Genomic DNA, 12,464 nt, shown 5'->3' with positions numbered 1-12,464 from the left:
GCCCAACCACGCGCCGACTCGGGGAAAACTTCTCGACGCGGGTTGGACGTAGAGCAACAGCGCGGCAACGATGCCACGCGAGTCAGACGTTCGAGAGCATTCGCGGGAACAAAGTGCCATGCGAACGATCACCAAGAAAGATTTGATCGATTACATCTCCACCCGAGCCAAAGTCAAAAGGCCGACCGTGAAACTGGTCGTGCAGGAGTTTCTTGATCAGGTCATCAACGAGCTTCAGCGCGGTAACCGTCTTGAATTTCGAGACTTCGGGGTGTTCGAAGTGAAGAACCGCGCTGCGCGCTCGGCACAAAACCCGAAGACTCTCGAAAAGGTCGAGGTTCCGGCCAAGCGCACCGTCAAGTTCAAGATCGGGCGTCTGATGCGCGAGAGCCTCGAGGAACCAGCTACCCGATCCAAGCCGGCGCCGGTTGCATCGTCGTCCGGCCCCGCCATCGGCAGCGTGGTTGTCTCGAAGCCCCGCTTCAGCGGCGCCAAGATCGAGGCCTGATTCCGGCGATACGGCGCGGTCTTTGATTATTTCGCGATTCCGCCGGCGCGCAGCCGACGCTGTCTACTTCGGGTTCGGCGCGGGGAACTCCGGTGCGGACGGCTTTGGCGGCAACGGTGTTCCGCGATCCGGTGATGGTGGTTCGGCCGATGGGCCGACCGAAGGAGGCTTCTCTTCAACCTGAGGCGGCGCGATCATTTCATCGAGCCGCGCGCTGAGCCGCTTCGCGTCGTATTGGGAGATCGCGAAGAGCCAGCCCGAGGTGCGCTTGTTGATCTCCGCGGCTTGCTTCGCGGCGTCCACCTTCTTTTCTTCGGCCGACTTGTCGACTTCCGCCGCGCTCTTGGACTCGGAAGGTAACGCGTCTGCCGCCGCTTCCGCCTCGACATGCGCCCACCATTTGCCGTCGCGAAATCCGGTCTTGACGGTCACGACCAGCCCGTCGAATGTCTCGAATTGTGCGACCACCGGATGCGCCGCGTTCGGACCGGTCGCGGCGGGATCGGGATTGCCGATCACGCCACCGGGGTCCTTCATGACATCCTCCATTGACAGAAATGAAATCGCCTGCACCGGCTGATCGACGGCTTCGCTGGGCTTCAGTTGCGCGTCTGGCGGCATCCCCGCGGCAGTGAAAGCCGCCGCGTCCCTGTCGGGGCGCGAAAGAGAGAGATCCGGTTCGGCGTGTCCATCCGGAGACGAAGGACCCGTTCCGGCGACGCGCCGGATTGTCGCACCCTTGATCCGCTCGCGCGGAACGTTCACGATTTTCTTGTCGACCCAGTTCATCGGCTCGGAATCGACGTAGACCGTTCCGCGCGTCAGCCACGACTGCGTCGAACCGGGGCGGCGGACAAACTGTCCTGTTTCCATCGGGCGCTCGAGCGTGGCGTTTCCGATGTCCGCGGCATTGCCGATGATCAGCGAGCCGATCGCTCTTCCCGCGGAGTCCTTGAGTTCGACGAGCGCCCCGGGCGCCGCTGCTTTTTTTGCGGCATCGCCGGCATCTTTCGGAAGAACCGCGACTTCCTGAACGCCCAGCTTCGGATAGAACTCGGCGTTGGAGGTCTGTGGTACCGAGAGTTCGAGATTGCCGAGCTGAAGCAGCGTCGAGCGCAACCGCTCGATGTCCGCGGGGAATCCGTCTTTGGCGACGACAGTCCACGCCGCGTTCTCGCCGCTGCCGGTTCGAGCGAGTGTGACGCTGCCCGAATTCTTCAGGATGGTCACCGAAGCGACGTCGTTGATCTTTTCCTTGAGCCCCGGGATCGCGGCGCCCGGCACCGGGATTTGGGAATTGCCGCGACGCCCCTTCACGGCAAAGAAGGCGCCGCCCACGATAATCGCCGTCGCGATCGCGAGATTTCGCAATTTGGTTCCGCTCATGATTCCAACCTCTTCCGCGCCTGTTACGCGCTGGTGCGTGCCGATTTTCTTCCGATGGCCCGGAACGCGGCCCAGAGCACGGCGATCAGCATGACCACGACAGGGACCAACCCGATATTGATCAGTTTCACCCGCTCGCCCAGTTTCTGCACATCCTGACCCAAATCGAACTGAACTTTCCTGAGTTGCTTTCGAGTCTCGAGCCGCTCGGCGCGGAGTTTCTCGAGTTCTTTCTGCTGCGCATCGGTCAGCAAGATCACGCCCTGGTCGGACTGATCCGGCCGCGTGCGCTCGATTTCGAGAATGCGTTGCTGGGCCGCCTCCGCTTTCTGCTTGAGTTGCTCGGCTTCGGCGCGAAGTCTCTGCTCGGCGCCGCGCTTGATTTCTTCCACGCGCGTAAAGGGCCGCGTGTATTCACCCCGCGCACGGACACCGAGCAAGTCGCCGCTCCCGATGTACGAATCGATCGCCGTGGTGAGCATGGCGACGTTGTCCGCGACTTTCATCGCGCCGAAGGCGGTCTGCTGGATCCACAACCGGTCCGACAGCACATCGACGTCGGCGATGATGAGCAAGTTCGCCGGCTTCGCCGACTCTTTGAGACTGTCCGCCACCACCGGCTCTTCCGGACCCTGTTTCGACTCATCAGCATTCGAGGCGGCCGGATCCCCCTGCGGAAAAGCGGTCTTGAGATTCCCGGTCAGGCGCGCGCCGAGGGTCAGTTTCTGCCCGCTCGACTTAAAATCAGCCAGCACACTCGCCGGATCGGTGAGCGACAGCATGGCCGCGGCCTGGAGCAGCATCGAATTGTCGGTTGTTTCGATGATCGGCGTCAGTTCGCCGCCTTTGTTGGTCGGATCGGCCGGAGGTTTGTGGGTGAGCGCACCGGCCATCGCGAAGTTCACCGACGTCAATTTGCCCGAGACGGGGTCGGACTTGTTGAATCCGCGCTGATCGACCGTGATCCAAGGGGGAAAGACAATCTGCTGCTGGCGCCCACCCTGACCCGCAGTCAGTCGCGTGCCGAGCGTCGCATCGGCCGCGATCAACTTGGGGTCATAACCGACGCCCCAGGCATTGAAAAGATTTTCGAGGTTTGAAGAAAGGTCGACTCCGCCCGGCTGCATTCTTTGCTGCGCCGCCGCTTCGTCGGCCATACACAAGGGATCGACGAAGATAATCGCCTTGCCGCCCTTGAGCACGAACTGATCGATCGCGAATTGTGCTTTGAGATTGAAGTTCTTGGGGTGGACGATCAACAGCACCGAGGTTTCCGCCGGAATGACGAGGTTGTCCGCCTGCAGCGTCTTGACGTCGTAGAGCTGCTTGAGTTCCTGCATGACCGCCCAGCCGGGTTTTCGCATCGGCTGCTGCGTGCGCGGATCGATGGTGAAGCCGCCCGCAAGATCGAGGCTGCTGACGATCGAAACCACCGGCTTCTTCGACATCGAGAGCACCTGCACAAGCTTCGCGACGTCATACTCGAGAAACCGCTCGTTCGTGATATCAAAGAGAGGAATGACTTCCCGCCCGCCGATCGTGTTCGTGCCGACCAGACCGAGATAGATCGATTCGCCCGAAGGAGAAGGCAGACCGGTGAGCCCCGCCTGCACGGCGCGATCCTCGTCTTCGCTGAATGCCTCCGGGTCCACGTTTTGAACCACGATTTTTCCGTCCGAATCGCGCGCGAACTCTTCCAGCATCTCGCCGATGCGCCCCGCGATTCCCTCGATCTGCGGCACGCCCTGCGCCGCTTTCGCGGAGTAGTAGAACGTGAGCGTGACCGGCTCTGCCGGGCTCTTCGCGATGTTCTTTGATCCTTGCGTCAGGGTGTAGAGCCCGCCATCGGTCAGATCGAGCCTCACGGAACGCAGCGCCGCGCCGGCCAAAACGTTCACCGCCACGAGCAGAATCGCAAGGAGTACGAGTGAGGCAATTCCGGCAATGCGTGCATTCATAGAAATCGACCCTGCAACTCAATACCCGACTTCCCAAACTCGATATCCGACACTTTGCTCACTCCGCCTTCTTCATATTGACCACGACGCCGGTCGCCGCCACGAACACGATGATGACCGATCCGAAGAAGATCAAGTCGCGCAGGTCGAGCACGCCCCTCGAGATCGCGTCAAACCGCGACAAGAAACTGAAACCGCCCAGCACCTGAACGGCGCTCAAGGGGAGCCAGCCGCTCACAAACGCCTGAACATCCTTCAAACCCGCAAGCATGAAAAGCAGGCAGATCACCACCGACACGATGAACGCGATCACCTGGCTCTTGGTGGTCGCGCTGATGCACGAGCCGATCGCCAGGAATGCGCCCGCCATCAAAAAGCTCCCCACATACCCCGCGAAAATCACACCGTTGTCCGGATTGCCCAGATAGTTGGTCGTGATCCACAGCGGAAAAGTAAGGGCGAGCGCGAGACCGGCGAAAGCCCATGCGGCGAGAAACTTCCCCACCACCGCCGCCGAGAGCGAGATCGGCAGCGTGAGCAGCAGCTCGATCGTGCCGGTCTTGCGTTCCTCGGCCCACAGCCGCATCGACACCGCTGGAATCAGGAACAGGTAGAGCCACGGATGAAAATTGAAGAACACGACGAGATCGGCCTGCCCGCGCTCAAAGAACTTTCCGAGCTGGAACGTGAACACGCCGGACAAGAACAGGAAAATCACGATAAACACGAGCGCCACCGGCGTCGTGAAATAGCCGGACAGTTCGCGCCGGAAAACCGGGAGCAGCCCCTTCATCATGCCGCACCTCCGGCCTGAACGGACTCGCGTGTTCGAGCACCGTCGCGTGTCGTCAGATCGCGGAAGACGTCGTCCAAGCGACCGCCTTCGACCGCGATCGTTTCGATCGTCCAGCCCTTGCTCTTGGCAAGACTCGTGACGTCCGCGAGCAGCGGCCTGCCGCCCTTGGGCACCAACGTGCAGGTCTGGCGAGGCCCACCCGGTCCTGCGGCAGAAACCGGGACATGCCGAACACCCTGATCCTCGACGTCGGCAACCCACTTCATGGCTCCCAGTTCCTGCGCGAGGTTGAGCGGCTCGCCGGCACTGGAGAGAGGCGGGATGAGCGTGAGCGTAACGGCATTGTGATACTTGCTCATCGCGCGCAATTGCGCCGGGGTGCCATCGACCAGCACCTTGCCCTTCGCGATGATCACGGCGCGTGTGCACACGGCCTCGACTTCCTCGAGAATGTGCGTGCTGAGGACGACCGCTCTCCCCGAGTTCGCGTCGCCCCGATTCGCAAGGTCGCGGATCACATTCCGAACTTCATGCTTCTGATTCGGATCGAGCCCGTCGGTCGGTTCGTCCAGGATCAGCACCGGCGGCTCGTGCAGCATTGCCTGCGCCAATCCCACGCGCCGCTTGAATCCTTTCGAAAGTGTTTCGATCGCCTGCCTCATGACGCCGCCGATATGCACGCGCTCCACCACTGATCCGATGCGCCGACGTTTCTCCGCGCCCGAAAACCCCCGGATCTGCGCGATGAAGTCGAGAAACGCGCCGGGTGTCATGTCGGGGTAGTTCGGAGCCCCCTCAGGGAGGTATCCGATCACGCTCTTCACGCCGACCGGGTCCTCGACGACATCCCTGCCGCAGACGAGAGCTGATCCGCTCGTCGGCGTCAGAAAGCCGGTCACCATCTTCATCGTCGTGGACTTCCCGGCCCCGTTCGGGCCCAGAAACCCGAGTACCTCACCCGGCCCGACTTCAAGGCTCACGCCATCCACGGCCAGAATCGATCTCGCTCCGGCGCCGAAGCGTTTGCTGATGTTCCGGATGCTGATCATGCAGCGAACGTCTCCTATTCGACGGGCCCACACGCCCCAGCCCTGAAAAGTCTTGCCCGCGCTTCCCAACCAGATTGTGCGGGTCGGCAGAGCGTAGCAATGGCCGGTTCGCGCTTCATTTTTCTCCTCGGGGGGCGACGGCTCCACCGATCGTGGGTATCTAGTCGTTTCGGCACCCGCAAGGTTCGCCGAACGCACACGACCGAAAACACCCGCGGACCCCTCAAAGTCCGCACAGAAGGAGCAGACGCGCATGGTTCGCCGCCGCGCCAGGTTCCGAGGCTTGCAATACGCCTCGTTCAATGACTTCCTTGAGGCAGGACGGTCGCCACACCCCTCGGCTCTGCCCGATTTCGGGGCGTCGCGCGCTCCGTCCGGATTTTCGCCTCGCGGCGGGGGAGAGCATTGGATGGACATTTTCGAGGATTCAGATGCTTTGTTGGACGGCGCAAACCGCATGGGGTACCGATCATCGGCCCCGGGTCAGGCGACGTCCGGCGATGAGCGGCCTCTCCGCGCCAGCGCGTCGTCGCCGGGGCCGACCACGCAGTCTCGGCAATTCCCGCGCGACCGCTTTATGGTCGTCGATCGATTGCCCTACGCAACCGTGGTCACGTTCGTCACGCCGCACCTGCGCGAAGCGCACGCCGCGCAGCTTGGCCCCGAACTCGTCGCGCTCGCGCGCCTCACCGGCGGCAGGCTCGCGCTCGACATGACTCAGGTCACCGACTTTTCCTGCGCGTGGATCAACGCGATGATCGCGGCATCGCAGCACTGCGAGCAGTTCGGCGGCAAGCTCGCCATCATGTCGCTTTCGCCTCGCCTCGAGAACCTGCTGCGCGAGACCGGACTCCACCGCCAGCTTTATCTCGCTGGCTCCGTCAAAGAAGCGCTCCAGCGCTATGCGACCAACGCCAGCCGGTCGAGTGGCAGCGGCATCGGTCGATGGCTCGGCCTGAAGCGCGTCGACGCCGCTTGATCCATCCGCAGGAAGTCGGATTCTCGGACCTTCAGGCCGATCGGATAGAACGCGGGAAACTCAACCCCTTTACCCTCCGTACCTCCATGCGGAGGGTTTTTTGTTGGCTTGAATATGAGGTTCCAGACCGCCGATTCCGGCAGCGCCCGCGAGCGTTCGTGAGAGGGGATTCTTCTTGGCGAATCTGTTTGAAACGACAGCCCGCACCGTTTTCTTCACGGGCGTCGCGCTCTGCGCCTCGACCGCCTTGGCCCAGGACGTGCTCGATCTTCGCGCGCAGCGGGTACGTTTCCGCGACACGCCCGATCTCCTGAAAGAACGCACGCTGCGCGCGTCGGATACGGCTCGTGTGCTCACGCTCGACGGACCGATGACCCCCGAGCGTCGCGCCGCGCTTTCCAAAGCCGGCGTGCAAATCAAGAGTTTCCTCGAGGGCAATTCGTTCATCGCCGAAATCCCGCCGGGGTCTCCTGCCGCGCTGAGCCGCCTCGGCTTTGTGCGCACCGCCGCCGACTTCAAACCGGAATGGAAGATCGCGCCGGATTTGTTGCGCCGCGCGCCCGCGAGAAACTTTCGCGAGGCCGTCCGCAAGCAACTCGAATCCGGCGGCAAGCTCGCCCTGATTGTCTCGTTCGCTCCCGGCGCGAATCCGGCGCTCGCCCGAACACAAGTCGCTTCTTTACCCGGCGCCCAGATTCTCAAAATGGACAACGCCGGGGGCGATCTGCTCGCGGTCATCGCGCTCCCCGCGCATCAACTCGTGGCGCTCAGCCGCATGTCCACCGTCTTCTTCATCGAGGAAGCGCCGGAGTTCGAAGATCGCAATGCCAACGCGCGCTGGATCGCTCAGACCAACATCTCGAATTCCACGCCGATGTATTCCGCCGGCCTGAACGGCACCGGCCAGATCATCGGCATCATCGAATCTTCGACCAAGCTCGACCTTTCGCACTGCTCGTTCTTTGATCCGCTCGTCTCGGTGGCCGGCCCCACGCACCGCAAAGTCGTCTACCTCAATACCCCCCGCAACGTCGGACTGCACGCGACACACGTTTCGTGCACCGCCGCCGGAGACGCGGGCGACAACACCAACACGCGTGGAATCGCCTACGGCGCGCGAATCTCCTTTCTCGGCGGGCTTGCGCTCGACGAGAGCATCATTTACAACCTTTTCCTCGACAACTACAACCACGGCGCGTTCGTGCACAACAACAGCTGGGGGAACTCGAGCACCAACGCCTACGACGTGACCTGCCGCGCGATCGACAATTTCTCCTGGACGAACCCCAACTGCCTCCTGATGTTCGCGACCGCCGAGAGCGGCCCGCTCACAAACCCTGAAAACGCGAAGAACTGCATCGCAGTCGTCGCCAGCGGCAATACGCCGAACCAGGAAACCATCATCTTCGGCGGCACAGGTCCCACGACCGACGGCCGGCGCAAGCCCGAGATTTCCGCTCCCGGAAGTTTGACGTCCGCCACGAACGGCACCGGCTGCGGCACGGGTGGGCAACTCGGCACATCGATGGCCTCCCCCGTCGTTACCGGGATGGCGGCGATGATCCGCCAGTATTTCACGCAGGGCTTCTACCCCTCAGGTCTCGCCAACGCCCCCGATGCGAGAGTGCCAAGCGGCGCGCTGCTCAAGGCCATGCTGCTCAACGGCGCCGTTCGCATGACGTCGCAAGCGACCTATCCGAGCGACACCGCCGGATGGGGGCGTCTACTCGCGGACCGTTCGGTGTATCTCCCCGGCGACTCCCGCAAGCTGCTCGTGCGTGACCAATCGAACAACGCGGCGGGTGCGCTCAGCACCAGCGACTACCGCTACGTGCGCTTCGTCGTGACACCCGGCAGCGAAGACCTTCGCGCCACCATGGCTTTCCACGATGCGCCGGGCAGCGTCGCATCGAGTGCACCGGTCGTGAACAATCTCGATCTCACGCTCATCGCGCCCGGCCGCGTTGAATACCGCGGCAATGTCTTCTCCAACGGCTGGAGCACGAACGGCGGCAGCGCCGACTCGCTCAACAACGTCGAGATGGCAATGTTCCAGTCGCCAACGCCCGGCGTCTGGTTCGCGAAGATCTCGGCGCCGGCGGTCAACGTCGGCACGCAGGGCTACGGCCTTGTTCTCACGGGCAATGTCGCCGAAGCAACCTGCGTCTGCGATCTCAATGCCGACGGCTTCGTCGACGATGCCGACTTTGTCATGTTCGTCTCTTCGTACGACCTGCTCGAAGACCCGCTCGGCGATTTCAACGGCGACGGCATGACGGACGACGCGGATTTCGTCATTTTCGTCGGCGCGTACAACGAGCTGTTGTGTCCTTGAAGCAGGTGTCGAGGTGTCAAGGTGTCGAGGTGTCAAGGGAGCACCAAAGGCATCCGACTCGGCGCCCTTGAAACCTGGACACCCGGAAACCTCGCCACCTTTCCCTAATCCTCGTCGAAGTACTCTTCCGCCGTCTTTTCGTCATCCTCAAAGTTGACGGCGCTCGACTGCGCATCGCTGAGGATGCTCTCGTCGAACTCTCCCTCGTCCGCGACCCACACGCCGTCCTGCTTGGTGATCTTGGAGCGTGTGCCGCCGCGCCCGAGCTTGAGCTTATCCGAATACTTCCCGGTCTCGATGAGTTTCGAGTCGTCCTCGCGCTGCCGGCGTGCCCGCACCACCAGCCGCAGAGGCACCTCGACAAACGGAGTCTCTTCGCGGAGCCGGTTCATCAGGAACCGCTGGTAGTTCGGGCGGAAAAGTTCCGGGTAATTCACGACGATCGTGATCGTGGGCGGGTTGGTCTGAGTCTGCGCGACAAAGAACACCTTCGCCTGCGTGCCCATCGTGTCGGTCGGGCCGCGTCGGGTCACGATCTCGCGGATCAGCCGATTGAGCTTGCCCGTGGTCACGCGCTCCGACGCCTGCTGCTTCAACTCGAATGCCAGTTCGATCGTCTCGCGGACATTGGCGTTGTCTTTGCCGCTGACGAACGCGATCGGCGCGAAGGAAAGGCCGCGCAGCTCCTTGCGCAGGTAATCCTCATACTTCTCCGGCGTTACGGGCTTGTCATCGCGACCGATCTGCCCTTCGGCAAGGTCCCACTTGTTCACGACGATGATCGCCGGCTTCCAGCTCTTCTGCGCGAGTGCCGCCAATTGCTCGTCCACCTGGCTGATCTTTTCGGTCGCGTCGATGAGCAGCAGGATCACATCCGCCCGCTCGATCGCCCGCACGGCCCGGTCCATCGCCCAGTGCTCGATCTGATTCTGAAAACTCTTCTTGCGCCGGACGCCCGCCGTGTCGATCGCGACCAGGCTCTTGCCGTCCATCTCGAAGCGGACGTCGATCGCGTCGCGCGTCGTGCCCGCGATTTCACTCACGATCACGCGGGGCTCCCCCGCGAGCGTGTTCACGAGCGTGCTCTTGCCCGCGTTGCGCTTGCCGACGATCGCCAGCATCAGGTCCGCCCGCGCTTCGGGCTCGGCACCGAGCGCTTCATCGGGCGTCAACTCGTACACCGTGTCGAGGAACTCCCGGCGCATGTAGTTGTTCATCGACGAGACCATCAGCGGCTCGCCGAACCCGAGCGCCGACAACTCGTGCGCGTGCGCCTCCCACTTCGGCCCGTCCACCTTCGTCGCGACGATCCGGATCGGCGGCTTTTTCCGAAGCCCCTTCCCTGAGGGAAGGGGTTGGGGGAAGGGTTCCTGTTTTCCTCCCTTTGCCCCTTTACCCCTCTGCCCCTTGACCCCTTCTCGTCCGCTCCCCAATTTTCCCTCTCGCAGCAGCTTCGCGATCTGTTCATCGTGAGGCGTAATACCCGCCTGCGCATCGACCGCGAACAGAATCAGATCCGCCCCCTCGACTGCCGCGGCAATCTGACCCTCGATGTCCTCCGTCAGCGTCGCAAGGTCGGCGCCGACTTCGTCGAATCGCTCGCCCTCAGCGACATATACACCGAAGCCGCCGGTGTCCATGAACTCGACTGTCTTCTTCGGGCTGTTGATGCCGTTTGGACCCTCGAGATCGACGATTGCCGCAACCCGATCCCGCGTCACCCCCGGCGTCGGATCGACGATGGAGACCTTCGACTTCGCGATCATGTTCATCAGCGAAGACTTGCCCGCGTTGGGGCGACCGACGATAGCAATGCGTGGAATGGGCACGCTAGATCGTAGGGAAACGGATCAGCCGATCCGTCGCCGCTTTCTTCGAAACGAAAGCAGCATCACCGGCACCCCCGCCGCCATCCCGGCCCCCTTCGGCGCATCGCGCAGCGGCCGGAACCGAGCTTCTCCTCGCTCCTCCTGCAGATACCGACGCAGTTCAAGCCGCTGCTCCCACGTCAGCACGCCGAACATGTCCGCGAGCAATTTCAGACCATCCCGCGGCCTCGGATTGAAGTTGGAATTCGTCGCGTACTCCTGCAAGAGTGTTTGCAGCTTTCCCTCCTGCTCGCTCGTCAGATCGAGCCGGCGAGAAATCCTCTCAAATCGTTCGCGTGCCTGTGCCGCGCTCGCCTGCGCCGGCCGCTCGATATCCGCGATCTTCTTTTCCCGTTCGAGACGCGCGAGCAGCGTCGCCCGATCCGACTTCGACTCGCGTGACTTCTCCGCGATCCACGCCTCGCGATACTGCTCGATCAAGCGGGCGTATTCCCGCCGCGCACGCTCCGGGAGCGCCTTGGAAATCACTTCTTCCGGACTGGTCTTCCAGATCTCGCGATGCGCCCCAAAGCGTTTCAGCACGTCATCAATACGTTCATCCGATCCGCTCGCGATCACTTCCCGCAATCCAAGAATGAACGGGATCCGGCGGATTCCACCGGCCGTCACATCGGCAAGCCGCAGCCGGATGTATTGATCGATCGGTTCTCGTTCCGCGTCGCTCAAACCAAGCAGCTCGACCGCCTCGATCTCTTCGCGATTCTCGAGCGCGATCAACCTGCCATCCGCCCCGAAGTGAACGAGCGTCTTCGCCGGCGCGGCATCCTTGACCGCGGGACCCGCAAGCAGCGGCGCATCTTCCGCGACCTGCTTCGGCGCAGGCGTCGCAACGGACACAGCAACCATTAGTCCGAGAATGAGCGCAACCATCGAAGCCTCCCGGTTTCGTTGGGAAACCGGCAGTTCAACGTTCAGAACGCTGCCTTATTCCAGCGCCTATCCCTGCACCTGTTCGACACCTACCGGTGATTTCACCGCAAAGAGATCGAGCGGCGGCATTCCCGCCACACGTCTTTCGTGCTCGAGCAGCCAGCGCTTGCGCCACAGGTCGCCGCCGTAGCCGCCGAGCTGCCCATCGGCATTGATCACGCGATGGCACGGCACGATGATCGCGATCGGGTTCGCCCCGTTCGCGGCACCCACCGCGCGGAAGCCGTTCGCGCTCCCCACGCGCTTCGCGAGTTCCGCGTACGAGATCGTCTCGGCGTACGGAATCTTCAAAAGCTCGTCCCACACGCGCTTCTGAAACTCGGTTCCTTCCAGTTCGAGTGATACACCGAACTCGCGCCGCCGCCCCTGAAAATACTCGTGCAGCTCGTGCTCGACCTGCTCCAGCAGCGCGCTCTTCACCGACAACAATTCGCTCTCGCCCCTACCGGAAAAGTGCAGCCCGCAAAGCGAATTCGGAGTTGCCTGCAACCACAGGTCGCCGAGCGGCGACTTCACAATCCGCGACGCATTGGCGAGCGCGGCAGTCATGCCCGCATCATACCACACTCTTCTTCGAACAATCTCGCTCGGAAATAGCCACTTTGGGTGGTGCGACGGGTGTCCCGGATAATCG

At 62.5% G+C, this 12,464-nt stretch carries 10 protein-coding genes; 3 read left to right on the top strand and 7 right to left on the bottom strand.

All coding sequences use genetic code 11. The features are described from left to right. Positions 1–118: 118 nt before the first annotated feature. Complete coding sequence (locus tag KF691_03925; protein MBX3388585.1) at positions 119–508, top strand: integration host factor subunit beta; 390 nt, start codon at positions 119–121, stop codon at positions 506–508. A 63-nt stretch (positions 509–571) separates the two neighbouring features. Here the strand turns inward: KF691_03925 and KF691_03920 are convergent, their stop codons facing one another. Genes KF691_03920 through KF691_03905 form a run of 4 tightly spaced genes read right to left on the bottom strand, consistent with a single transcriptional unit; the run spans position 572 to position 5,697 of the window. Beyond that, positions 572–1,894: a DUF4340 domain-containing protein gene (locus tag KF691_03920; protein ID MBX3388584.1), complete on the bottom strand. Its 1,323-nt coding sequence runs from the start codon at positions 1,892–1,894 to the stop codon at positions 572–574. Between the two features lie 23 nt (positions 1,895–1,917). Beyond that, positions 1,918–3,852 (bottom strand): Gldg family protein, encoded by a 1,935-nt coding sequence (locus KF691_03915; protein MBX3388583.1) that lies wholly within the window; start codon positions 3,850–3,852, stop codon positions 1,918–1,920. A 58-nt stretch (positions 3,853–3,910) separates the two neighbouring features. Then, positions 3,911–4,648, bottom strand: a complete 738-nt coding sequence (locus tag KF691_03910; GenBank protein MBX3388582.1) for an ABC transporter permease subunit — start codon at positions 4,646–4,648, stop codon at positions 3,911–3,913. Further along, positions 4,645–5,697: an ABC transporter ATP-binding protein gene (locus KF691_03905; GenBank protein MBX3388581.1), complete on the bottom strand. Its 1,053-nt coding sequence runs from the start codon at positions 5,695–5,697 to the stop codon at positions 4,645–4,647. The genes KF691_03910 and KF691_03905 overlap by 4 nt, the downstream gene beginning before the upstream one ends. A gap of 409 nt (positions 5,698–6,106) precedes the next feature. Here KF691_03905 and KF691_03900 point away from each other — a divergent pair, with 409 nt between their 5' ends. Together KF691_03900 and KF691_03895 are read left to right on the top strand one after the other, a co-directional pair. Continuing rightward, a complete protein-coding gene (locus tag KF691_03900) occupies positions 6,107–6,676 on the top strand; it encodes an STAS domain-containing protein (protein ID MBX3388580.1) in 570 nt (189 codons plus the stop codon). Positions 6,677–6,851: 175 nt separating this feature from the next. Further along, complete coding sequence (locus KF691_03895) at positions 6,852–9,011, top strand: S8 family serine peptidase (GenBank protein MBX3388579.1); 2,160 nt, start codon at positions 6,852–6,854, stop codon at positions 9,009–9,011. 104 nt (positions 9,012–9,115) lie between these two features. Here KF691_03895 and der read toward each other — a convergent pair whose 3' ends face one another. From der to KF691_03880, 3 genes are all read right to left on the bottom strand, one after another. After that, entirely contained in the window at positions 9,116–10,840 is a 1,725-nt protein-coding gene (gene der, locus KF691_03890; protein ID MBX3388578.1) for a ribosome biogenesis GTPase Der, read from the bottom strand. A 21-nt stretch (positions 10,841–10,861) separates the two neighbouring features. Beyond that, the gene (locus KF691_03885) at positions 10,862–11,770 is read right to left on the bottom strand and encodes a hypothetical protein (GenBank protein MBX3388577.1); all 909 of its coding nucleotides are present in this window, start codon (positions 11,768–11,770) and stop codon (positions 10,862–10,864) included. Positions 11,771–11,836: 66 nt separating this feature from the next. Next, positions 11,837–12,379, bottom strand: a complete 543-nt coding sequence (locus KF691_03880; GenBank protein MBX3388576.1) for a methylated-DNA--[protein]-cysteine S-methyltransferase — start codon at positions 12,377–12,379, stop codon at positions 11,837–11,839. Positions 12,380–12,464 lie beyond the last annotated feature (85 nt).

The organism is Phycisphaeraceae bacterium (assembly GCA_019636555.1).
Classification (GTDB): Bacteria; Planctomycetota; Phycisphaerae; order Phycisphaerales; family UBA1924; genus JAFEBO01.
The sequence above is the reverse complement of the archived record's forward strand: the minus strand, read 5'-3'. Positions and strand labels throughout refer to the sequence as shown.